This window comes from Pseudomonas sp. AF32 (genome assembly GCF_022342325.2).
In the GTDB taxonomy this organism is placed as follows: Bacteria; Pseudomonadota; Gammaproteobacteria; order Pseudomonadales; family Pseudomonadaceae; genus Aquipseudomonas; species Aquipseudomonas uvaldensis.
In genome coordinates, this window is sequence record NZ_RQJK02000030.1 from 54,606 (window position 1) to 77,610 (window position 23,005).

The window sequence follows — 23,005 nt, forward strand, 5'->3', positions numbered from 1 at the left end:
CGATGAAAGTTCTGTTTCTGGTGCAGAAAGAACAGCGGGCCATCCTGGACCGGCTCTATGACGGCGTGGCCGCTCATTGCGAGTGTGACCTGCGCTGGCTCGATGGTCAGGAGCAACGCAATCTGCGGAGCTATTTCCGACGTCACGTCGATGTATCGCGCTACGACCGGATCGTCTTCTTCCTGCGCTTCAAGCAAGAGATCCGTCAGACCGGGTTCATCCGTACGATCCCTAACCTGGTGATCCTCGAACACGACGCCTATCAGAACTACATCCCATGCAAATACACCGGTAAATTCAGTGCCCACTATCGCCGCCTGCCTTGGGCGAGGGTGATCAGCTCCGGTTTCATGGTCACGGAACGCCTGCGAAGCGAAGGATTCGATGCGGTATTCGTGCCCAAGGGCTACGATCAATCCTTGCTGCAGGACCTGGGGCGCGAACGGGATATCGAGCTGGCTTTCGTGGGCAGCACCAACAGCGTCGCCTACAGTGGCCGCAAGGCGCTGTTGGACGAGCTGGGGCGTGTCGAGTCATTGGTGGTGACTCGCACCAAGTCTGGCGAAGAATATTGCGAGACGCTCAATCGCATCCGTTTTTTTGTCAGCGCCGATGTGGGCATGGGGGAGTTCATGATCAAGAACTTCGAAGCCATGGCCTGCGGCTGTGTGTTGTTGGCGTTCGATCAAGGAGCTGACGAAGCCCGCGCATTGGGGTTGCAGGATATGCAGAACGTGGTGTTGTATCGCGACATCCCGCAGCTTCAGGAGAAGCTTGCCCGGCTTCGCGCCGATCCCGAACTGGCTCGGAGTATCGCGTGTAACGGACAGAAGCTGGCGCTGGAGCAATTCAGTTTCGCACGTATAGGCCAGAAGATCGTCGAAGCGCTGGTGCCGCCACTGCGACCCCGTGCGCCGTTGAGCCTGCTGGAAAGATTGCGCCTGAGGCTGGGCGTTTGACAGGAACCGTTCAGCCATCCCACATCGGGAGGGCGTCTGACTAAGTGGTATTTCAGGTGCAGTTTTCCGACGAGAGTGACATCACCCTGGTGGTAACCAGTTGCGGTCGGCTCGATCTGCTCAAGCGGACGCTGGAGAGCTTCGACCGTTTCAATACCGCGCCGATTCGAGAGGTCTTCATTACCGAAGACGCTGGCGATGAGGGCGTGCATGCCGTTATCCCGGTGCACTGGAAAGACCGTTGTACAGTATTTATCAATCGGCCGAAGCTGGGGCAGTTGGCCTCGATTGATCTGGCCTACGGGCATGTCAAGACGCCTTATATCTTCCACTGCGAGGACGATTGGGAATTCTATCGCCCTGCCTTCGTGGAGGATTCACGCGCGATCCTGGAGCAACGCCCCGACATTCTCCAGGTCTGGCTGCGTAACTATGTTTACGACTTGTGTGTACACAGTCCTTACATACGCCTGGGCGAGCGTGAGCTCATTCGTGGGGTGGCCTGCTACCCACTGATTTCCGACAAACCCGAGTGGCAAGGCTTTTCCCTCAATCCTGGCCTTCGCCGGCTCAAGGAATATCGGTTGTGTGCTCCGTTTGCCGGCTTCGGTGGCGAGAAGGCCCTGTCGCTGCGCTATGCACAACTGAACTTGACGGCGGTCACATTGGAAGGGGATGCTGTTTTGCACACAGGATTCGGCGTCCACGTGGAAGTACCCGTGGAACGTCAGCGCAAGGAGCGCCGCAGGCGTCGCGAGCAAGCCAAGTTGTCCCTGGTCCTTTTGCTCGGAGTCTGCATTGGTTGGCTTATCAATTATTAAATGCCTCGCAGCACGAATCCTGGAGCGCGATGAAAGGTTTGCTGCTCAATGAGCATTATTAATGTCATGTGGGCGGGCGGTTCGCCGTTCGCTTCGGTACACAAGGTTCACCACCAGATACTTTCGCGGATCGAGTCGTCAATGCCCGTCAAGACGTGGTTCTTGCAGGGTTCGAACGCGGCCTGCCAGATCAGTATGGGGCAGGCGCGGGAATGGCATCTCTCATCTGCCCGTCTGAAGGGGCGGCATGTCTGGCGGTTCTTCATGCCGTTTATGCGTAGACGCTTCCATCAGGCGTTGCTCGACAGTGATGCCCGAGTCGTGCTGCTTGACGGTCTCGGCGTCGCCCGGACCCTGCTGCCTGTTCTCAAAAACATGCCGCAGATACGGGTCGTGGTGATCTTCCATGGCGTGACGCGACTCAACGACCAAAGCCGAAAACTGCTACATGGGTTCCCGACGTCGCGTCTGGCCCTGGTGGCGGTTTCTCGTACTCTGGCGACGGCTTTGCAGGATGCGCTCGGGACGCCGGTCACGGCGTTGCGCAGCGCATTCGATCCAGCAGCTTTCCAATCAGCCCTTCTGTCACGTCGAGAGGCCCGTGCTCGCTTGGGCTTGCCGGTTTCCGACCTGCGGCTATTCGGAGCCGTTGGGCGGCTGGTGGATGACAAAGGGTTCGGCTGCCTGCTGGAAGCGTTTGCCCAGTCTGCGGAAAAGCTGGCCGGTTGGCGTCTGATCATCGTCGGTGAAGGGCCGCGGCGCGAGGCGCTGCAGGCGCGGATCGCCCAGCCGGATCTGCTGGGAAAGGTGCTGTTGACGGGGCACTTGGACAATGTCGCAACACTTTACAAAGCATTCGACTGGGTAGTGATTCCCTCTCTCGAAGAAGGCCTGGGCCTGATCCTTCAAGAAGCGGTCATGGCCGGTGTCCCCGTGGTGACCAGTGAATTGGCGGTGTTCCATGAGCAGTTGGGCGATACAGGCTGGTACGCTCCGGCGAACGACGTCGATGCTTGGCGCGAGGTGCTCATCCGGGCCTCGCAGGGCTCTGTCGAAGCGGTCTCGACGGCCCAGTACCAAGCACTGGCGCCTGAGGAGGCTTGGCTGAATTTCAGCCAGACCGCCCGGCAATTAATCTCAGGCAGGCAATAGGGCGTGTTCCAGCGCCTGCATCGGAAAGCTCCCGTTCAGGTTCTCCCGGGCAATATAACGAGCGAAATGCTGCAAGTTGCGGCGAGCCAGGTAGCGCGGCAGCGGAGAGCGCAGGAAGCGCATGTCGGCCACATCGATCAATCCCAATTCATTTTCCGGGGTTACGACTATGTTTCCCAGGTGCAGTGAGCGGAAATAAACACCGCTGGCGTGCAGGCTGCGGATCAGTTCGACCAATGCCGGAAGAGCAGGCTGCCAGCTGAAATTTTCCTGGTTCGATATCTGACGCAGGGTTTTTCCGGGAAGCGGTCGATACAGTACGGCGGTCATGCCGGGTGTTGGCAATTTATAGAAAGCCAGCACGTCGAGGGTCGGTACGCCGAGTTGTCGCAAGCGGGCTGCGTTACGGATGAATCGAGTCGAGTAAGGCCGTAGAAGCGCCGAAGAAAAAAGCCGCTTGCGGCGAAATAACTTCAGGATGTTGCCATCCTGCAATAGATAGACTTTTGGGCCATAGCTGTCGGCCTCCAGAATGCTGGCGCCTTCAATCAGTTGATTCAAAGCGGCTTGGGGAAGCCGAGTGGATTGCATCGTAGGGAAACCTTGTTGAAAGAGCCGGTACCTTGGCGGGCCATGATGCCCAAAAGTTTTTGTTTTAACCATGCCTGTTTGATAGGTGAACCGTTTGGTAGGAGCGAAGATGCAAGCTACACGTTGGGCGCAGCGATGGATGGCTTTTGGCTTGTTATGGTTTCTGCTGGCAATCGCCCTGGCTCCCAACAATAAGGTTTATCAACAGGGGCTGGTAGTCTTTGTCTGGCTGCCTACGATCCTGTTTGCCTGGCCGGCGCGTCATCGGTTAGTGGAGCTTTGGCGTGCTCAACGTGTTATCTACACTGCGTTGCTCGCGCTGGCGGTCTGGTCGCTGATCACCTTGTGCTGGGCCAATGCGCCGGATCCGGTGCGTGATGCCAAGCGCTTGCTCTACATCGCGGTGTTCCTGCTGTATTTTGCCATCCTTGCCGATGGCCAGCCCGAGCGAGTCATTCGCGTCATGCAATGGGGCGGTGTGGGGCTTGCCCTGACGGCCCTGATGGCGATCATCCATTTCTACGGCATCCAGAACAATCTTTGGGTGACACGCCTGGAAGGACTGGGTGAATTGTCCCATCCGATCCTCGGTGGCTATGTGATTGGCCTGGCGGCAATCTGGCTGCTGCATTGGGTCCCGCGCTCCATCGGTCTGCAGTTCGTTTGGGCGATCGCACTGGCGCTGTTGGGGATATTTGTCGTGATGAGCCAGAGCCGTGGAGCGGCGTTGGCCTTGCTGCTCAGCGTGCTGGCCATGCCTATTTACTGCCGCGACCAGCGCTCCCGTGTGATTGCCGCTACGGCCCTGGTGCTGGCGATGCTGACCTTCTGGCTCCTTGAACCTCTGGTCCTGGCGCGTGGGGCGTCGTATCGACCCGAAATATTCATGTCGAGTCTGCACATGATTGCTGAACGCCCATGGGGTGGCCTGGGGCTGGCGGGAGACTATCGTGTTCCCGTCGGTCCCATTTCCTTTGATCATGCGCACAACCTGTTCAGCCATGTCGCCATCCAGCTCGGATTGCCGGGGCTGACGCTATGGTGCATTGTCTGGTTCGCGGTGCTGCGGGAAGCCTGGCGGGCCCGCGAAAACCTGCTGGGCCGAGGCGTGCTCGGCATGTGGATATTCTCGTTCCTGGCGATGCAGTTCGATGCCGCCAGCCTGACCGGGAGTCCGCGCGCCGAATGGTTCATCAGCTGGTTGCCGATCGGTTTGGCCGGCCTTTTGACCTGGGCGCGGGTCATGCCGGATGGCTGTGATAAAATTCCGCGTTCTTCCTAACAGTGAGCTCTACGATGAGTGATGCACCGCCCAAAGCGGAACAGGATTCCAGCCTGAAAATCTATTTTCGGCTGCTGGGATACGTCAAACCCTACGTGGGCATCTTTTTGCTGAGTATCGTGGGGTTCGTCATATTTGCTTCCACCCAGCCCATGCTGGCCGGGATCCTCAAATATTTCGTCGATGGCTTGAGCAACCCCGATGCGGTGCTCTTTCCCAACGTGGCGTACCTCAAGGACTTGAAACTGCTGATGGCGGTGCCATTGCTGATCATCCTGATCGCCGCCTGGCAGGGCCTGGGCTCGTTCCTGGGTAACTACTACCTGGCCCGGGTTTCCCTGGGGCTGGTACACGACTTGCGGGTGGAGCTGTTCAACAAATTACTGGTGCTGCCCAACCGCTATTTCGATACCCACAATTCGGGGCATCTGATATCCCGCATCACATTCAACGTGACCATGGTCACCGGTGCCGCCACCGATGCCATCAAGGTGGTGATCCGCGAAGGCCTCACCGTGGTGTTCCTCTTCGGTTACCTGGTCTGGATGAACTGGAAACTGACCCTGGTGATGCTGGCGATCCTGCCGCTGATCGCCTTCATGGTCAGCAATACCAGCAAGAAATTCCGCAAGCAGAGCAAGAAGATCCAGGTGGCCATGGGCGACGTGACGCACGTGGCGTCCGAAACCATCCAGGGGTACCGCGTCGTGCGCAGCTTTGGTGGCGAGGCTTACGAAGAGCAGCGCTTTGCCCAGGCCAGCCAGGGCAACACTGATAGGCAACTGCGCATGACCCGCACCGGCGCTGTCTATACGCCGATGCTGCAGTTGGTCATCTACACCGCCATGGCGGCCCTGATGTTCCTGGTGCTGTTCCTGCGCGGCGATGCGACGGCCGGTGATCTGGTGGCCTATATCACTGCCGCCGGCCTGCTGCCCAAGCCGATTCGCCAGCTTTCGGAAGTCAGCTCCACGATCCAGAAAGGCGTGGCCGGCGCCGAGAGCATTTTCGAACAACTGGACGTCGAACCGGAAGTCGACAACGGCACGGTCGAGCAGGAGCGCGTCAGTGGTCGCCTTGATGTGCGCAACCTGAGCTTCACCTACCCCGGCGCCGAGCGCGAGGTGCTCAAGGACATCAGCTTTACCGCGGCCCCCGGACAGATGATTGCGCTGGTCGGTCGTTCGGGCAGCGGCAAGTCGACCCTGGCGAGCCTCATCCCGCGCTTCTATCACCATGAAATCGGCCAGATCCTGCTCGACGACGTGGAGATTGAAGACTATCGCCTACGTAATCTGCGCCGGCACGTTGCCCAGGTAACCCAGCATGTCACGCTGTTCAACGACACGGTGGCCAACAACATCGCCTACGGCGACCTGGCCGGCGCGCCCCGGGCCGACATCGAGAAGGCCGCCCGGGATGCCTATGCCATGGACTTCATCGAGCAGTTGCCCCAAGGGCTGGATACCGAAGTCGGAGAAAACGGCGTGCTACTCTCCGGCGGGCAGCGCCAACGCCTGGCCATCGCTCGGGCATTGCTCAAAAACGCTCCGCTGTTGATTCTGGACGAGGCTACTTCGGCGCTGGACACCGAGTCCGAGCGACATATCCAGGCCGCGCTGGATCAGGTGATGAAAGGTCGCACGACGCTGGTCATTGCCCACCGTCTGTCGACTATTGAAAAGGCCGATTTGATTCTGGTGATGGACCAGGGCCGCATCGTCGAGCGTGGTACCCACGGTGAACTGCTCGCCCAGAATGGTTACTACGCGCGTCTTCATGCCATGGGCCTGGATGCGCCCGCCCAGGATATTGCCTGATCCGGAGTGCTGGCCGCGCGACTACGAGAGACTGGCTTATGGATGAGACGTCAAAGGTATCGATGCAACAGGCGCAGATCAGCCCCTACGCGCTGGCGCTTACGCCCGGGGACCGGGTCGCGCTGAAGTCCCAGCGCCCCTGTTGCATCTGGTTGACCGGGTTGTCGGGAGCCGGCAAGTCGACCCTGGCCAATGCGTTGGAAGTGCAGCTCAATCGGCAGGGCTTGCATACCAGTCTGCTTGATGGCGATAACCTGCGCCGGGGGCTGTGTCGGGACCTCGGAATGGACGATGAGGCCCGCAAGGAAAATGTCCGGCGCATTGCCGAAGTGGCACGGCTTATGGTCGATGCGGGCCTGATTGTCATCGTCGCGGCAATTTCGCCGTTCCGTGCCGATCGGGACGCGGCCCGGCGACTGTTCTCCCCGGACGCGTTCGTGGAAGTGTACGTGAGCACGCCTTTCGAGGTCTGCGCCGAGCGGGATCCCAAGGGACTGTACCGCGAGGCGCGCGCCGGACGTATCAAGAATTTCACAGGGCTCGACAGTCCTTACGAAGCGCCCTTGGCGCCTGAATGCGAAATCAATACCTGCGAAGTGGAGTTGTCCCAGGCCTGCGACCGGCTTGCGGCCTTGCTGCCAACGTAATTAAAGGAGCGGCTTGCGACGGCCATGGACGAGCCCGCCTCCACCCTGTGCTAATATCGCGCCCCTGTTCATTTTGTATGTGGGATGCTCCATGAAGTTGTCGATGCCGCGATTCGATCAAGCCCCTGTCCTGGTGGTCGGCGATGTCATGCTCGACCGCTATTGGCATGGCGGTACCTCACGGATTTCTCCCGAGGCACCGGTGCCGGTGGTCAAGGTCGAGCACATCGAGGATCGTCCCGGTGGCGCGGCCAACGTCGCGTTGAACATCGCCGCGCTCGGCGCCCCGGCTTCCCTGGTTGGCGTCACCGGCGACGACGAGGCCGCCGACAGCCTGACCAATAGCCTCAAGGGCGCTGGCGTGCGGGCGAAGTTCCAGCGCGTCGCGCACCAGCCGACTATCGTCAAGCTGCGGGTCATGAGCCGTCACCAGCAACTGCTGCGGATCGATTTCGAAGAACCGTTCGCCACCGATCCCCTGGCCCTGGGGGCCGAGGTCGATCAGATGCTCGACGGCATCAAGGTGCTGGTGTTGTCGGACTACGGCAAAGGCGCGCTGAAGAATCATCAGACGTTGATCCAGGCCGCCCGTGCCCGTGGCATTCCGGTACTGGCCGATCCCAAGGGCAAGGATTTTTCCATCTACCGTGGCGCGAGCCTGATCACGCCGAATCTCAGTGAGTTCGAAGCCATCGTCGGCGGTTGTGTCGATGAGCATGAGCTGGTGAGCAAGGGCGCACAGTTGATGCAGGACCTGGACCTCGGTGCGCTGCTCGTGACCCGTGGCGAGCATGGCATGACCCTGCTGCGTCCCGATCACCCGGCCTTGCACCTGCCGGCCCGCGCTCGGGAAGTGTTCGATGTGACGGGTGCTGGCGATACCGTGATTTCCACCCTGGCCGCGGCGATTGCCGCCGGCGAGGAACTGCCTCATGCAGTGGCCCTGGCGAACCTGGCGGCGGGCATCGTCGTCGGCAAGCTCGGTACGGCGGCCATCAGTGCCCCGGAACTGCGTCGCGCCATCCAGCGTGAAGAAGGCTCCGAGCGAGGTGTGCTCGGCCTGGAGCAGTTGCTGCTGGCGGTCGACGACGCCCGTGCCCATAACGAGACCATCGTGTTCACCAACGGCTGCTTCGACATCCTGCATGCCGGCCACGTGACTTACCTTGAGCAGGCCAGGGCCCAGGGCGATCGCTTGATCGTTGCGGTCAATGACGATGCTTCCGTGAGCCGTCTCAAGGGGCCAGGGCGTCCGATCAACAGCGTCGACCGACGCATGGCTGTCCTGGCCGGTCTTGGCGCGGTGGATTGGGTCATCAGCTTCAGTGAAGGCACACCGGAAAACCTGCTGCGCGAGGTCAAGCCGGATGTGCTGGTGAAAGGCGGCGACTACGGGATCGACCAGGTCGTGGGGGCGAATATCGTCACCGCGTACGGTGGTACCGTGAAGGTGCTGGGGCTGGTGGAAAACAGCTCGACGACCGCGATTGTGGAAAAAATCCGCAATAACTGAAGTGCTCCGCAGACGGATCGATGGGAGCGTGGCTCCCACTGATCCATTCTTCTAACGGGCCGCCTTGCGCGGCACGATCTTCTTGAGCAACTGCCGGGCCTTGCCCTTCAATAGTGTCAGCCCGGACTCCTTGCCCACTGGCGTCAGCCCTTGCTGGCGCAGCCAGTCCTTCCAACGAATCCGTTCATCTCGCACCAGCCAGCCGTCCTGCCTGGCAAAACTTTCCGCCAGGTACAACCCTCGGGTGCTGGCGGGGTACAACTGGTCTTTTTTCAGGGTGTACAGCTCGGGCAAGGGTTGTCCATCGTGCAGTGGCATCAGGTAAAGATCGGGACGCTTGCGATCCAGCCTGGCAACCAGCTGGTCGCCTTCCAGGCGCTCATCGACATGAAACAGGCTCAGTGACTTGGCTTCCCTGGGCACATCCAGGCGCAAATCGTAGATCAGCTGCAGCGATGCTGTCGGCAGGTGCACATAGGCCCGTGGACGCTCGATCAGCTGCAGGTTGGCGCTGCGCACCGGGCGCGCCGAACCGGACAGCGGGGCCAGGCGAAACGGCAAGGCTTCGCGATAATGCAGGGCGGCGGCGTAGGGGGCCGGCAGCCAGGTGTCGTTGAAGCGTCCGCCAAGCCAACCTTCGGGGGTTTCCAGGAGACACTCCTCCGCCACTTCCTGAATGGCGGTGAGCAGCGGCAGATTCAGTTCGTGGGCCGGGACGTAGCCGGAAATCAGCTTGAGCACGACATCGCCGCGATCCTGCCGTCGCTGGCGTACCAGCACCCAATAATCGCGGTTCTGCCAATGCAGGGTCAGACGCACCGAGACCCCCAGGTTTGCCAGCTCCAGGGAGAAGCGTTCGGTATCGGCGACCGTTACGGGACGGCGGCGTTGCAAAGTCTGGGTAAAGTTCAGCGGCATCCCGACGCTCTGGTAGGTGAGGCCTTCGGGTGTCGCTTCGACGAACAGGGGCAGAGTCTTGAAGTTGCTGGGGTTTTTTCTGATGAGCGTACGCGGCATGTCGGCTCCTGCTTCATACCGCGAAACGCGGTGTCAGTTTTCTCGTAGGACCGTAGCGACGGTCGCGACGTTATGGGCGAGGTGCAGCGGATTGATGGTGCCGACAATAGCACTGGCGACACCCGGTTGCGCAAACAACAGTTCGAAACTGGCACGGACCGGGTCCATCCCGGGGGTCAGGCAGACATGGCCGCTGGCCAAGGCCTTCTTCACCAGGATCGCCTTGCCGTGGTCGTTAGCGTAGTCAATGACCGCTTTCTCGCTGCGTTCGTTCAAGTTGTAGGTCACCATCGCGCAATCACCCTGCTCCAGAGCCCTCAAGCCGCCGTCGACGGTTTTGCCGGAAAAACCGAAGCCACCGATCTTGCCCTCGCGCTTGAGGTCCGCGAGGGTCGGGTAGACCTCGCTGTCGTTGAGGATCGCCAGGTCGTTGCCATCGGAATGCACCAGTACCAGGTCGATGTAATCGGTTTCCAGGCGTTGGAGGCTGCGCTCCACCGAAAAGCGGGTGTGGGCGGCGCTGAAATCGTGACGCGACTGACCGTTGCTGAACTCTTCGCCGACCTTGCTGACAATCACCCAGTCCTGGCGTTGGCCACGCAACAAAGGGCCGAGGCGTTCTTCGCTGCGGCCGTAGGCCGGCGCGGTGTCGATCAAGTTGATGCCCAGGTCGCGCGCCAGTTTGAGCAACATGCGCGCTTCGTCATCATCGGGAATCCGGAAACCGTTGGGGTACTTGACGCCTTGATCGCGACCCAGCTTGACAGTGCCCAGGCCCAAGGGTGAAACCATCGGGCCGCCATGGCCCAGCGGGCGATGGAGATCGTGCAGGGTTGGCTGGCTCATGGCAGCAATTGCTCCCAGGCAGGTACGCCCATGGGCGGTTTCGGCAGTTCCGGCAGTGAGGCTGGATGGCTTGGCACGATACCGTCTCGTTGCAATGACGCGATCACCCGGTCGGCAAAATCCGGAGCCAGCGCCAGCTTGGTCGGCCAACCCACCAGCAGGCGGTTCCGCTCGGCCAGGAAGGCATTGTCCGGACGGGTCAAGCCCGATTGCAGTGGTTCGGCACGATCCACTCGCAGCGTGGCCCATTGCGCCGTGCCGAGATCGATCCAGGGCAGCAATTGACCGAGTTCCTTCTGGGCCGTGGCGATCTGCGCGGCGGGGTCGCGGGCCACGCCATCGGCTTCGGCAATGTCGCCACCCAGGTACCAGACCCATTGGCCATCGGCGGCCGGGTGCGTGGTGACCGTGATGCGTGGCTTGGGGCCGCCCCCCAGGCAGTGTGCATAAAGTGGCTTGAGGCTGGGGCCCTTGACCAGGACCATGTGCAGCGGCCGGCGTTGCATGGCCGGCTGATCGAGGCCCAGGGCGGCAAGCAGCTCGGCGGTGCCGGCCCCGGCGCTCAGTACGATGCGTTGGGCGCGGATCTCACGGTCGTCAACCTTCAGGCCTACCAGTTCGTTGCCATCACGCAGCGGTTCGATGCGCTGACCGGCGAGCAGTCCATCGCCGGCCAGTTCCGCCAGGCGTGCGATCAGGCTGGGGACATCCACCACCAGTTCGGCCAGGCGATAAACCTTGCCCTTGAAGCGTTTGTCCTGCAGGGCTTCGGGCAGTTGCTCGCCCTTGACCTGATCGACGCGTCCACGCACGGCCTTGCTGGCAAAGAAGCTGGTGAGGTTGCCGGCCAGGGTGCCGGGCGACCACAGGTAATGGGCTTCGGACAGCAGCCGGACGCCGGACAGGTCCAACTCGCCGTCGCCGCTCAGCGCTTCGCGCCAGCGGCGCGGCATGTCGGCGATGGCTTCCGAGGCACCGGTCAGCGCGCCATGCAGCGCGTACTTGGCGCCGCCATGAATGATGCCCTGAGACTTGATGCTCTGCCCGCCACCCAGGCTGGCACTTTCCACCAGTACGGTCGAAAAGCCCTGGCGGCGCAGGCGCGCGTTCAGCCAGAGGCCGGCGACTCCGGCGCCGACTATCAGCACGTCGGTGGAAATAACGGATGGCATGCAGCTACCTCGGAGCGGATAAAGCTGCAAGTTTCAAGCTTCAAGCTTGAAGTTACAAGCCAGAGCGTCAGCCTGTGCTTGCAGCTTCAGTGCCCTGCCGTTTTCGAAAAGAGCTGGATCACCACAACCCCCAACACAATCAGCGCCATTCCCAGCATCGCCGGCACGTCCAGCTTCTGCCCGTAGAGGAACAGGGCGGCGACACTGACCATCACGATACCCAGCCCGGCCCAGACCGCATACGCCACGCCCACCGGAACGGTGCGCACCACCAGGGTGAGCATCCAGAAGGCGGTAGCGTACCCGACGATGACCAGCAACAACGGCAGCGGCGTGCTCAACCCTTTGATCGCTTTCATGGAAACGGTGGCGATCACTTCGGCGCAGATGGCGATGGCCAGGTAGTAGTAAGCATTCATGGGCGATTCCTCTGGGCTGTTGCGGCTTTCGATGGAGGTCATTTTAGGGAACGCCCAGATGGGGTAAAGTCATTACCTATCTGTATTTGAGATAGGTTGAGCAATGAACGTTCAGTGGAGTCTGGAGCAACTGCGGCTGTTTGTCGGCGCCGCCGAGAAGCGTTCGTTTTCCGCCGTGGCCCGGGACCAGCGTAAGGCCCAATCGGCCATCAGCAGCGCGATTGCCATGCTGGAAACCGACCTGGGGGTGAGCTTGTTCGAGCGCAGCAGCGGTCGTCAGCCGAAGCTCACCGAAGCCGGGGAGGCACTGTTGGAAGAGGCCCGGGAAGTACTGCGCCAGTGCGAGCGCCTCAATGGCCGGGCCCTGGCCCTGATGCGTGGACAGGAAGCACGGCTGCGCCTGGCCCAGGACGAGGCGATGCCATACCAGCCGGTCATCGACAGCCTGGCGGCCCTGGCCGAGCGATTCCCCACCCTGGAAGTGCAACTGGCCAGCGCCGCCCAAGGTGATGTGGCGCGCAAACTCGTGGAGCGCCGTGCCGACCTTGGGCTGTTGTTTCGTCACGACCAGATTCCCGACGCGCTGGAGCGCCGAGTGTTGGGCAGCGTCGAGATGGTGACGGTGTGCGGGCGCGACCACCCCATGGCGGCGCTCGACTACGTCAGTTGCCTGGAAATGGCCCGGCACCGGCAGTTGCTCATGGCGACCCAGTCCAGTGTTTATCCCGGCAGCGAGCAGGCCAGCCCGCACGTCTGGCGCGCCGACAGTTTCTATGTCCTGGCCGAATGGTTGAGGAGTGGCCTGGGTTGGGCCTGGCTGCCACGCCACGTGGTGCAATACCCGGCGTACCAGGGGGATATGATCGAACTCAACAGCGAATGGACCCCGCCGGCTCTGGTGGTGGAGCTGGTCTGGCGTCGCGACGAACCCCTGGGCCCGGCAGGACGCTGGCTGGCGGAACGTTTTGCCGTGCAGTTGCAGGCGATCGGCTGAAAACCCGATAAACTCCGCCGCCATGAACAGAACTCTCTATAGCGCGTTGTTTTACCTGGGGCTGCCACTGGTAGCGATTCGGCTGTGGCTGCGGGCTCGCAAGGCGCCGGCGTATGCCCGGCGCATTGGCGAGCGATTCTCCTGGGGGCTGCCGGTCATGGTGCCGGGCGGCATCTGGGTCCATGCCGTGTCGGTGGGCGAAAGCATTGCCGCCGCGCCGATGATCCGTGCCTTGCTGCAACGTTATCCACAGTTGCCGATCACCGTCACCTGCATGACGCCAACGGGTTCGGAGCGAATCCAGGCGTTGTTCGCCAACGAGCCGCGTATCCAGCATTGCTATCTGCCTTACGACTTGCCCTGTGCCGCGAAGCGTTTCCTCGACCGGGTTCGCCCGACGCTGGCGGTGATCATGGAGACCGAGTTGTGGCCCAATCACATCCATCAGTGTGCCAGGCGGGGTATTCCCGTGGCCTTGGCCAACGCCCGGTTGTCGGAACGCTCGGCGCGTGGCTACGGGCGCTTTGCGAGGCTCACCCGGCCGATGTTGGCCGAGATGAGCTTGTTCGCCGTCCAGACCGAGGCCGAGGCCGAGCGTTTCCGTCAACTGGGTGCCCGTGACGAAACCATCGCGGTGACCGGTTCCATCAAATTCGACCTGACCATCGACCCGCAATTGCTCGAAAGCGCCAGCGCCCTGCGCCGACAATGGCAGGCGACGGAGCGTCCGGTGTGGATTGCCGCAAGCACCCATGAAGGCGAAGACGAAGTGGTGCTCGCCGCCCATCGCCGATTGCTCGCCAGCTATCCTGATGCGTTGCTGATCCTGGTGCCCCGTCATCCCGAGCGTTTCGACCCGGTGTACCGACTCTGTGAAAGCGAAGGCTTTGCCACGATCCGTCGCTCCAGTGCCCAGCCGGTGACTGCGCAATCCTCGGTACTGCTGGGCGACACCATGGGCGAGCTGTTATTTCTTTATGCGCTGGCCGACAGCGCGTTTGTCGGTGGCAGTCTGGTGCCCAACGGCGGACACAATCTGCTGGAGCCGGCGGCATTGGCCAAGCCCGTGCTGAGCGGCCCGCACCTGTTCAACTTCCTTGAAATCGCCGCGCAACTGCGCGCCGCCGGGGCCCTGCAGGAAGTCGAGGATGCCGAAAGCCTGGCCCTGGCCGTGCAACGCCTGTTTGAACTGCCCCGCGATGCCCAGCGTATGGCCGAGGCGGGGCTTGCGGTGATGCGCCGCAACCAGGGGGCGTTGCAGCGGTTGTTGGATGGGTTGGGGCGGTTGATCGACTGAGCAGCCTCCATCTGACGAACGCTATCTTGGCGATTATCGACGGCTGGAGATCTCCCTGTGGCGAGGGGATTTATCCCCGCTGGGCTGCGCAGCAGCCCCAAAGCCTGACGGCGCGGTGTGTCAGATGGCTTAGATGGGGGCGCTTCGCACCCCAGCGGGGCGGTGCGACGTTTCGCTAAATCCCCTCGCCACAAAATTCAACTGCCGTTTTACTGATTTGGCCGCGAACGCAATTGCTCCGCCGCAGCCTGCGCCAGGTCCGGTGGCAGGAAGTCCTTGTCCGGGTTGTAATCAGGCTTGAGATAGCGCGACAGGTCCTGCAAGTCGGCCGGGCTCAAGGTGCCGGCGGCCTGCTTGAGGCGCAGGTTGTCGAGGATGTAGTCGTAGCGGGCGTTGTTGTAGTTGCGCACCGAGGTGTACAGCTGGCGCTGAGCGTCGAGCACATCGACGATGTTGCGCGTGCCCACCTGATAACCGATTTCCGTGGCTTCCACCGCGCTCTGGTTCGAAATGATCGACTGGCGCCGGGCCTGGACCTGCTCAACATCCGTGTTCACCGCACGATGAAGGTTGCGGGTATTCTCCACCACCTGCCGGCGCAGGCCTTCGCGCTGCTGTTCGGTCTGGGTCAGTTGTGAGTAGGACTCGCGGACCTGGGAGCTGGTCAGGCCGCCGCTGTAGATGGGGATGTTCAGTTGCAGGGCCAGGGTGCGCTGCTCGACGTCGCCGCCATATGGTCGGCCAATCGGGTTCGGATTACTGAAACCCAGCGCATCGTTGTCGCCTTTCTCGTATTTCGCCACGGCATCGAGGGTCGGAGCATGACCGGCCTTGCGCTGGCGCAGGGTGTCTTCGGCAGCGTCGACGGCATAGTTGCTGGCCAGCAGGTTGAGGTTCTGTCTGGCGGCGGTGTCGACCCAGGCTTTGGCGTCGTTCGGGGTCGGTGGCAGGATCGGCAACGTGTGGACGATGCCCTGGATCGAGTTGTACTGGCGGTTGGTCAGGGTGATCAGCGCTTCGAACGCATCCTCGACCTGGCGCTGGGCGAGGATCCGGTTGGCCCGCGCGGTATCGTAGCTGGCCTGGGATTGCAGTACGTCGGTCTTGTCCGACAGGCCCACGTCGAAGCGCTCGTTGGACTGGTCGAGCTGGCGCTTGAACGCCGCTTCCTCAGCTTTGGTCGAGGCCAGGTTGTCCTGGCTTCGCAGCACATTGAAATAGCTCTCGGCGCTCTGCAGGATCATGTTCTGTTCGGTGGCGGACAATTGCAGCGCCGCTTGTTCATTCACCGACTTGGCAGCCTGGAACTGGAACCAGCGGTCGGCACGGAACAGAGGCTGGGACAGCGTCGCCTGGTATGAACGGGCACTGCGGGTAGCGATGGCGGCAGGCTGATCGATATCGGTGCGAACGTTGGCGACTTCTGCGCCGCCGGACAGGTTGGGCAGCAACCCGGCGCGGGCCTGGGGCACCACTTCTTTCTGAGCTCCGTACTGGGCGCGGGCGGCGGCCAGGTCGGCGTTGTTATCGACTGCTTCCTGGTACACGCTCACCAGATCGGTTCTGGTGGATAAGGGCGCTTCGGCAGCCCAGGCCATTCCGTTGGACGCACAAGACACGGCGAGGGCCAGTGAAAGTTTGCGCAGCATGAGGCGATCCCTAGACAAATGAGTGCGCACAAAAGGCGCGGCGTAGCGAGTGTAGTTGCGCGCACGCACGGCAACAATCCTGTATTTGCGCCATTCATCACGCCTTTTGCCGCGGCGATGGCGTTCTCTCGTGGTTGTGTCTAGACTGGCCGGGTTCTTGTCGGGGTGCCTTGCTATGAGGCTGAGATCGAATAATTTCGGATCCCGTTGAACCTGATCAGGTTAGCGCCTGCGTAGGGAACAAGATTTCTCGTCACCCGGCGAGTCCTCTTGTGCTTCGTCCGGGGTGTTGTTCGACAATCGAACACGTCTTGCATCAAGCACAGCATCCGCACAACCGTGCCGGGATGCGTCCATTCGTAACAGGTTCGCTCCGACAAAAATCCACTGCCTGGATGTGTGTCTGGAGAGCCCGTGATGACGACAAAATCAAAAAACGCGATCAACCTCAGTGATTCGGCCCAGGTCGATCAGCAATCGGTTCAACCCTTTACCCGCTCGCAAAAAATCTACGTCCAGGGCAGCCGCCCGGATATCCGCGTGCCCATGCGCGAGATCAGCCTCGACGTGACCCCCACCGACTTCGGCGGCGAGATCAACGCCCCGGTCATGGTCTACGACACCTCGGGCCCCTACACCGACCCGAACGTGATCATCGATGTGCGCAAAGGCCTGGCCGACGTGCGCTCGCCGTGGATCGAAGCCCGTGGCGACACCGAGCGCCTGGCGGGCCTGAGCTCCAACTTCGGCCAGGAGCGCCTGGCCGACCCGGAACTGACCAAGCTGCGTTTTGCCCACGTGAACAACCCGCGTCGCGCCAAGCCGGGCGCCAACGTCAGCCAGATGCACTATGCACGCAAGGGCATCATCACCGCCGAGATGGAATACGTCGCGATCCGCGAAAACATGAAGCTGGAAGTGGCCCGCGCCGCCGGTCTGCTGGACCAGCAACACGCCGGCCACAGCTTCGGCGCCAGCATCCCGAAGGTTATTACCCCGGAATTCGTCCGTGACGAAATCGCCCGTGGCCGCGCGATCATCCCGGCCAACATCAACCACACCGAACTGGAACCGATGATCATCGGCCGCAACTTCCTGGTGAAGATCAACGGCAACATCGGCAACAGCGCCCTGGGTTCGTCCATCGAAGAAGAAGTGGCGAAACTGACCTGGGGCATTCGCTGGGGGTCGGACACGGTGATGGATCTGTCCACCGGCAAGCACATCCATGAAACCCGCGAATGGATCATTCGCAACTCGCCGGTACCCATCGGCACCGTGCCGATTTACCAGGCCCTGGAAAAAGTCGGTGGCGTGGCCGAAGACCTGACCTGGGAGCTGTTCCGCGACACGTTGATCGAACAGGCCGAGCAGGGCGTCGACTACTTCACCATCCACGCCGGCGTGCTGCTGCGCTATGTACCGATGACCGCCAAGCGCGTCACCGGCATCGTCAGCCGTGGCGGTTCGATCATGGCCAAGTGGTGCCTGGCGCACCACAAGGAAAACTTCCTCTACACCCATTTCGAAGACATCTGCGAAATCATGAAGGCCTATGACGTCAGCTTCTCGCTGGGCGATGGCCTGCGTCCGGGTTCGATTGCTGACGCCAACGACGAAGCGCAGTTCGGCGAGCTGGAAACCCTCGGCGAGCTGACCAAGATCGCCTGGAAGCACGACGTGCAATGCATGATCGAAGGCCCGGGCCACGTGCCGATGCAGTTGATCAAGGAAAACATGGATAAGCAGCTCGAATGCTGCGACGAGGCGCCGTTCTACACCCTTGGCCCGCTGACCACCGACATCGCGCCGGGCTATGACCACATCACCTCCGGTATCGGCGCGGCGATGATCGGCTGGTTCGGCTGCGCCATGCTCTGCTACGTGACGCCGAAGGAACACCTGGGCCTGCCGAACAAGGATGACGTGAAGACCGGGATCATCACCTACAAGATCGCCGCCCATGCGGCCGACCTTGCAAAAGGTCACCCCGGCGCGCAGATCCGCGACAACGCCCTGAGCAAGGCGCGCTTCGAATTCCGTTGGGAAGACCAGTTCAACCTCGGCCTGGACCCGGACACCGCCCGCTCATACCACGACGAAACCCTGCCGAAGGACTCGGCCAAGGTGGCGCATTTCTGCTCGATGTGCGGACCGAAGTTCTGCTCGATGAAAATCACTCAGGAAGTCCGGGAGTACGCGGCCAACCAGCGCATCGAAGCCGTGGATGTGGACGTCGCCCAGGGGATGGCCGAGCAGGCCGAGCGGTTTAAACAGGAAGGGGGTCAGCTTTACAAGAAAGTGTGATACAGCGCTGAGGACGGTGGTGATCTTGCCGCCGTCTTCGAGCAAGCCCGCTCCCACAGTGGATCGTTGGTGTACACCGATGGTGTGTTCACAGCAGGTCCATTGTGGGAGCGGGCTTGCTCGCGAAAGCGATTATCAAAACGATAAATAATCCCCAGAGACAGCACCCTTGAACATCCAACCCAGCACCTATTCCCCAGACACTCCTGTCCCCCTGGACAAACGCGTCTTCGGCGCCCGTGATCTGTTTTCCCTCTGGTTCTCCCTGGGCATCGGCCTGATGGTCTTGCAGGTCGGTGCCCTGCTGGCGCCAGGCCTGGGCTTGAGTGGTTCGTTGCTGGCCATTTTCCTCGGCACGCTGGTGGGCGTCCTGCTGCTTGCCGCCGTCGGCGTGATCGGCAGCGACACCGGCTTGTCTGCGATGGCTGCTCTCAAGCTCAGCCTCGGCAGCAAGGGGGCGAGCGTGCCGGCGCTGTTGAACTTGCTTCAGCTGATGGGTTGGGGCTCGTTCGAAATCATCGTCATGCGCGACGCCGCCAGCCTGCTCGGCGCCCGGGCTTTCAGCGAAGACAGCCTGGGCGCGACCCCGTTGCTGTGGACCTTGTTCTTTGGCGCGCTGGCGACCTTGCTTGCCGTGAGCGGACCACTGACGTTCGTGCGCAAAGTGCTGCGCAAATGGGGTATCTGGTTGCTGCTGGGGGCTTGCCTGTGGCTGACCTGGAACCTGTTCGCCAAGGCCGACCTGGCGGCGTTGTGGGCTCGGGCGGGCGACGGCTCGATGCCACTGGCGGTGGGATTCGATATCGCGATTGCCATGCCTTTGTCGTGGTTGCCGCTGATTGCCGACTATTCACGCTTCGGCAAGCGCGCCACAAATGTCTTCGGCGGCACCGCCCTGGGTTTTTTCATCGGTAACGTTTGGCTGATGGGCCTGGGCGTCGCCTACACCCTGGCGTTTGCGCCAAGCGGTGAGGTCAACGCATTGCTGCTGGCCCTGGCGGGCGCCGGATTGGGTATCCCGTTGTTGTTGATCCTGCTGGACGAATCGGAAAACGCCTTTGCCGACATTCATTCGGCGGCGGTGTCCAGCGGGATGTTGTCGGGATTGAAGATTGAACACTTGGCCTTGGCCATTGGTGTCATCTGCACCCTGGTCGCCTGCTTCGCGCCGTTGGCGCAGTACCAGAACTTCCTGTTGTTGATCGGCTCAGTGTTCGCGCCGCTGTTCGGGGTGGTGCTGGTGGATCATTTCATCCTGCGCAAGCGCAGCAGCCAAGTAGCGTCGACCGCGTTGCGCTGGCCGGCGCTGCTGGCGTGGTTGGGCGGGGTGAGCACTTATCATCTGCTCGCCAACGTCTATCCGGACGTTGGCGCAACCCTGCCATCGCTGGTCCTGGCAGGGGCGCTGCAACTGGTGCTGGGCCGGGCGTTCAGCTACGGCCGGGAAACAGCTCGGGCTTGAGGATGCCGTTGAGGCGCGGGTAAGGAATCTTCAATTCGATATGACCCAGGGCATAGGGCGCGATGGTGCTCGTTTCGTACTTGAGGATCACCCCGCCGTAGGTCAGCGCCACGTTCTGGGTTTTCTTGAAGGGCCACTGCTTGATGAACTCGGGCTCCTGATCCAGTTTGGTGCTGATCAGCCAGCTATTGTGGGCGACCTGGACAGCTTTCCAGAAGGCCTCTTCCTGACCCGGTAGCAACATGTCCGACAGGGTCAGCACTTTATGTTGCTGGCGCGAGTAGTTGATGAAACCGCGCCCCGGCGTTCCGTGCTCGCCGCCGGTGGCCAGGTAACTGGAAAGCTCGATGATCACCAGTCCGTCATGTTGCTCTCGTACCTTGGCCTGCAAATAGCTGCTGGTGCCAGGGGCGGCGCTGCGCAGGAATCGCTCGCGGTAGGCTGTCAATGTCGGCGCCACCGGCGCATCGGAGATGGTGCGCGTCATTTCCAGCAGGCGTTTTTCGATGATGCCGTCCAGGGCCGGCTCGGCGGGAAAGCGCAGGGTATCGATGTTCACCAGGGGGCAGTCGGTGCTGGCGCAACCGGGTTGCAGCTGCTCGGAGGCATCGCGCGTGCTCTCCAGCGGAGCGCGATAGTTGGGCTGGAACAGGCTTTGACAAGCGCCCAGGGCCAGGGCGACGAGGGCCACTGAAACGAATTTGAAAAGCGACATGGGTGTCCTTCATGAAACTGGGAAAGGCGAAAAGCTCCCCGCTTCGACTGCCAGCAGGGCAATCAGTTCGCCACTAAACTCATTAGAATTCTTTCACCCCCTGCCGTCCATCCCAGTGAGAGGAAAGGGGCTGCATCAAAGGGGGTGGGCGCGTTAGGATGGCGCGAAGCCGAGGTAGGAACCTCGCATCGAACTGCTCCATACGAGGACTGTCATGACTGATTTCGCCAACGCCACACCGACCGCCGTGGACATCGTCAAGCGCGAAAACTGCTATCAGGGTTTCTACAAGCTCGATCGCGTCCATCTGCGTCACGAGTTGTTCGCCGGCGGCATGAGCCGTGAAATCAGCCGTGAACTGTTCGTGCGCCACGATGCGGTGTGCGTGTTGCCCTACGATCCGCAGCGCGATGAAGTGGTACTCATCGAGCAGTTTCGCGTAGGCGCCATGGGCAAGACGGTCAATCCCTGGCTGGTGGAACTGGTGGCCGGCCTGATCGACAAGGACGAGCAGCCGGAAGAAGTTGCTCATCGTGAAGCGCAGGAGGAAGCTGGGCTTGTCTTCACCGCGTTGTGGCCCATGACCAAGTATTTTCCATCGCCGGGGGGCAGCAATGAGTTCGTGCATCTCTACCTGGGACGTTGCGACAGTGCCGGGGCGAGTGGGTTGCACGGTCTTGAGGAAGAGGCCGAAGACATTCGCGTGAAGGTCTGGGCCTATGAAGATGCGTTGCAGGCAGTACGCGACGGACGTATCTGCAATGCGGCCAGCATCATTGCCTTGCAATGGCTGGCCTTGAACCGCGATGAAGTGAGGGGGCTATGGTCCTGAACAAGCTACGCGATCGCTATCGCGTCGATCTGGTGGGGTTGCAGGCGGCCTGTGAGGCCAACTACGCCCGCCTGATGCGCTTGTTGCCGGACATGCGTAACGACCCGGCGCCGCGCCGCATTGCCGTGACCCACGGTGACCAGATGCTCGGCGTGCTGGCCCTCGAAGTGTTGCAAACCTGTCCGTACACCACTACGTTGCAGGTGCGCCAGGAGCACAGCCTGCCCTGGTTACCGGTGCCGCAACTGGAGGTCCAGGTCTACCACGATGCGCGCATGGCCGAAGTGGTCAGCGCTGAACATGCACGACGCTTTCGCGGCATCTATCCTTATCCCAATGCCTCGATGCACCAGCCGGACGAGAAGGCCCAGTTGAACCTGTTCCTGGGCGAGTGGCTGAGTCATTGCCTGGCGCTGGGTCATGAGTTCGAAGTGGTTCGCTAGCTTTACCGGTTATGGGTTGTGAACCGGTTCCGGTTCGCGGGTTTCCCCTTTCGATCATCCCCAGCATAATTGCGACTTCATCCAATGGCGTGATCGCGCCTGGGAGAGAGCGATTTGCCGAGCGTATCCACCTTGACCACCGCCGACCCGGTGTTGCTGGTCCAACTGTCCGACAGTCACCTGTTCGCCGAGGCCGACGCCTCACTGCTGGGCATGAACACCCGCGATAGCCTGCGGGCGGTCATTGACCTGGTCCTGGAGCAACAGCTGAACATCGATCTGATGCTTGCCACCGGGGATCTGTCCCAGGACGGGACGCTGGCGTCCTATGAGGCGTTCCGGCAGATGACCGCGCGGATCGATGCGCCGGCGCGTTGGATTCCGGGTAACCATGATGAGCCGCAGATGATGCTCCACGCCGCGGTCCAGAGCACGTTGCTCGATCCGGTGGTGGACATCGGTAATTGGCGCATCACGCTGCTGGATTCTGCGGTGCCGGGCTCGGTACCGGGGTTCCTTGCGGAGGAGCAGTTGATCCTGTTGGCCAATGCCTTGAGCGAGGCGCCGGAGCGACATCATCTGGTGTGTCTGCATCATCATCCGGTGTCGATCGGGTGTGAGTGGATGGCGCCCATCGGGTTGCGTAATCCGGATGCGTTGTTTGCGGTGCTGGATCGGTTTCCGCAGGTGCGTGCGGTGCTTTGGGGGCATGTGCATCAGGAGGTCGATCAGGTGCGCAACGGGGTGCGGTTGTTGGCTTCGCCTTCGACCTGTATTCAGTTTGTGCCTGGTTCTGTGGATTTTGCGGTGGGGGAGCAGGCGCCGGGGTATCGGTGGTTGCGGCTCTTGCCGGATGGGCGGTTGGAGACGGGGGTTGAGCGGGTGGTGGGGTTTGAGTTTGTGGTTGATTATGGGGCCAATGGTTATTGAAGGCTGAGGCTGTACGCTGATCCAATTGTGGGAGATTCTATGGTTGAGGGGAAGCCCTCAAGCCGCTTTTGGTTGGTATTCGCTTTGCCCTTTCAGCAGAGCGAATACGATCCGAGCAAGCTTGCGAGCCAGCATTA

General features: G+C 61.4%; 21 protein-coding genes and 1 riboswitch. Of the genes, 14 read left to right on the forward strand and 7 right to left on the reverse strand.

Features of this window, described 5'->3' with window-relative positions; genetic code table 11:
• Positions 1 to 2 precede the first annotated feature (2 nt).
• From EGM97_RS23715 to EGM97_RS23725, 3 genes are read left to right on the forward strand one after another with little or no spacing between them, the layout of a single operon-like run.
• The gene (locus EGM97_RS23715) at positions 3 to 959 is read left to right on the forward strand and encodes a glycosyltransferase family protein (RefSeq protein ID WP_238964766.1); all 957 of its coding nucleotides are present in this window, start codon (positions 3 to 5) and stop codon (positions 957 to 959) included.
• 56 nt (positions 960 to 1,015) lie between these two features.
• A complete protein-coding gene (locus tag EGM97_RS23720) occupies positions 1,016 to 1,780 on the forward strand; it encodes a glycosyltransferase family protein (RefSeq protein WP_238964785.1) in 765 nt (254 codons plus the stop codon).
• Between the two features lie 48 nt (positions 1,781 to 1,828).
• A complete protein-coding gene (locus EGM97_RS23725) occupies positions 1,829 to 2,932 on the forward strand; it encodes a glycosyltransferase (protein WP_238964767.1) in 1,104 nt (367 codons plus the stop codon).
• Here the strand turns inward: EGM97_RS23725 and EGM97_RS23730 are convergent.
• Positions 2,918 to 3,523 (reverse strand): BUD32 family EKC/KEOPS complex subunit, encoded by a 606-nt coding sequence (locus EGM97_RS23730; protein WP_238964768.1) that lies wholly within the window; start codon positions 3,521 to 3,523, stop codon positions 2,918 to 2,920. The two genes, EGM97_RS23725 and EGM97_RS23730, sit on opposite strands and share 15 nt — an antisense overlap.
• A gap of 109 nt (positions 3,524 to 3,632) precedes the next feature.
• On the opposite strand from EGM97_RS23730, the gene EGM97_RS23735 reads away from it, so the two are divergent.
• The 4 genes from EGM97_RS23735 to hldE all read left to right on the forward strand — a co-directional run bounded on the left by EGM97_RS23735 (position 3,633) and on the right by hldE (position 8,785).
• Entirely contained in the window at positions 3,633 to 4,805 is a 1,173-nt protein-coding gene (locus EGM97_RS23735; protein WP_238964769.1) for an O-antigen ligase family protein, read from the forward strand.
• 14 nt (positions 4,806 to 4,819) lie between these two features.
• Positions 4,820 to 6,625 (forward strand): lipid A export permease/ATP-binding protein MsbA, encoded by a 1,806-nt coding sequence (gene msbA, locus EGM97_RS23740; protein ID WP_238964770.1) that lies wholly within the window; start codon positions 4,820 to 4,822, stop codon positions 6,623 to 6,625.
• 38 nt (positions 6,626 to 6,663) lie between these two features.
• Complete coding sequence (cysC, locus tag EGM97_RS23745) at positions 6,664 to 7,272, forward strand: adenylyl-sulfate kinase (RefSeq protein WP_238964771.1); 609 nt, start codon at positions 6,664 to 6,666, stop codon at positions 7,270 to 7,272.
• Between the two features lie 91 nt (positions 7,273 to 7,363).
• On the forward strand, positions 7,364 to 8,785 hold the full coding sequence (gene hldE, locus EGM97_RS23750) for a bifunctional D-glycero-beta-D-manno-heptose-7-phosphate kinase/D-glycero-beta-D-manno-heptose 1-phosphate adenylyltransferase HldE (protein WP_238964772.1): 1,422 nt from the start codon (positions 7,364 to 7,366) through the stop codon (positions 8,783 to 8,785).
• Between the two features lie 51 nt (positions 8,786 to 8,836).
• Here hldE and EGM97_RS23755 read toward each other — a convergent pair whose 3' ends face one another.
• The 4 genes from EGM97_RS23755 to EGM97_RS23770 form a co-directional block, all read right to left on the reverse strand.
• A complete protein-coding gene (locus EGM97_RS23755) occupies positions 8,837 to 9,802 on the reverse strand; it encodes a metal ABC transporter ATPase (protein ID WP_238964773.1) in 966 nt (321 codons plus the stop codon).
• A gap of 33 nt (positions 9,803 to 9,835) precedes the next feature.
• Entirely contained in the window at positions 9,836 to 10,648 is an 813-nt protein-coding gene (locus EGM97_RS23760) for an aldo/keto reductase (RefSeq protein WP_238964774.1), read from the reverse strand.
• A complete protein-coding gene (locus EGM97_RS23765; protein WP_238964775.1) occupies positions 10,645 to 11,820 on the reverse strand; it encodes an NAD(P)/FAD-dependent oxidoreductase in 1,176 nt (391 codons plus the stop codon). The genes EGM97_RS23760 and EGM97_RS23765 overlap by 4 nt, the downstream gene beginning before the upstream one ends.
• Before the next feature lie 86 nt (positions 11,821 to 11,906).
• Positions 11,907 to 12,239 carry a DMT family transporter gene (locus EGM97_RS23770; RefSeq protein ID WP_053147582.1) on the reverse strand — a complete coding sequence of 111 codons (333 nt, stop codon included), beginning with the start codon at positions 12,237 to 12,239 and terminating at the stop codon, positions 11,907 to 11,909.
• 103 nt (positions 12,240 to 12,342) lie between these two features.
• On the opposite strand from EGM97_RS23770, the gene EGM97_RS23775 reads away from it, so the two are divergent.
• A complete protein-coding gene (locus EGM97_RS23775) occupies positions 12,343 to 13,233 on the forward strand; it encodes a LysR family transcriptional regulator (RefSeq protein ID WP_238964776.1) in 891 nt (296 codons plus the stop codon).
• Positions 13,234 to 13,255: 22 nt separating this feature from the next.
• Positions 13,256 to 14,530, forward strand: coding sequence for a lipid IV(A) 3-deoxy-D-manno-octulosonic acid transferase (gene waaA / locus EGM97_RS23780; RefSeq protein WP_238964777.1), 1,275 nt, complete (start codon positions 13,256 to 13,258; stop codon positions 14,528 to 14,530).
• Positions 14,531 to 14,739: 209 nt separating this feature from the next.
• Here the strand turns inward: waaA and EGM97_RS23785 are convergent, their stop codons facing one another.
• The gene (locus tag EGM97_RS23785) at positions 14,740 to 16,179 is read right to left on the reverse strand and encodes a TolC family outer membrane protein (protein ID WP_238964778.1); all 1,440 of its coding nucleotides are present in this window, start codon (positions 16,177 to 16,179) and stop codon (positions 14,740 to 14,742) included.
• A gap of 151 nt (positions 16,180 to 16,330) precedes the next feature.
• Positions 16,331 to 16,436, forward strand: a riboswitch (TPP riboswitch).
• 160 nt (positions 16,437 to 16,596) lie between these two features.
• On the opposite strand from EGM97_RS23785, the gene thiC reads away from it, so the two are divergent.
• Together thiC and cytX are read left to right on the forward strand one after the other, a co-directional pair.
• Complete coding sequence (gene thiC, locus EGM97_RS23790) at positions 16,597 to 18,486, forward strand: phosphomethylpyrimidine synthase ThiC (protein WP_238964779.1); 1,890 nt, start codon at positions 16,597 to 16,599, stop codon at positions 18,484 to 18,486.
• Between the two features lie 169 nt (positions 18,487 to 18,655).
• Positions 18,656 to 19,948: a putative hydroxymethylpyrimidine transporter CytX gene (cytX, locus tag EGM97_RS23795; protein ID WP_238964780.1), complete on the forward strand. Its 1,293-nt coding sequence runs from the start codon at positions 18,656 to 18,658 to the stop codon at positions 19,946 to 19,948.
• Here the strand turns inward: cytX and EGM97_RS23800 are convergent.
• Entirely contained in the window at positions 19,917 to 20,663 is a 747-nt protein-coding gene (locus tag EGM97_RS23800; protein ID WP_238964781.1) for an RsiV family protein, read from the reverse strand. The genes cytX and EGM97_RS23800 overlap by 32 nt on opposite strands.
• A gap of 214 nt (positions 20,664 to 20,877) precedes the next feature.
• Here EGM97_RS23800 and EGM97_RS23805 point away from each other — a divergent pair, with 214 nt between their 5' ends.
• The 3 genes from EGM97_RS23805 (at position 20,878) to cpdA (ending at position 22,868) form a co-directional block, all read left to right on the forward strand.
• A complete protein-coding gene (locus EGM97_RS23805; protein WP_238964782.1) occupies positions 20,878 to 21,495 on the forward strand; it encodes an NUDIX domain-containing protein in 618 nt (205 codons plus the stop codon).
• Positions 21,486 to 21,938 (forward strand): DUF1249 domain-containing protein, encoded by a 453-nt coding sequence (locus EGM97_RS23810; protein WP_003186471.1) that lies wholly within the window; start codon positions 21,486 to 21,488, stop codon positions 21,936 to 21,938. Before EGM97_RS23805 ends, EGM97_RS23810 begins: the two co-directional genes overlap by 10 nt.
• A 114-nt stretch (positions 21,939 to 22,052) precedes the next feature.
• A complete protein-coding gene (gene cpdA, locus EGM97_RS23815) occupies positions 22,053 to 22,868 on the forward strand; it encodes a 3',5'-cyclic-AMP phosphodiesterase (protein WP_238964783.1) in 816 nt (271 codons plus the stop codon).
• Positions 22,869 to 23,005 lie beyond the last annotated feature (137 nt).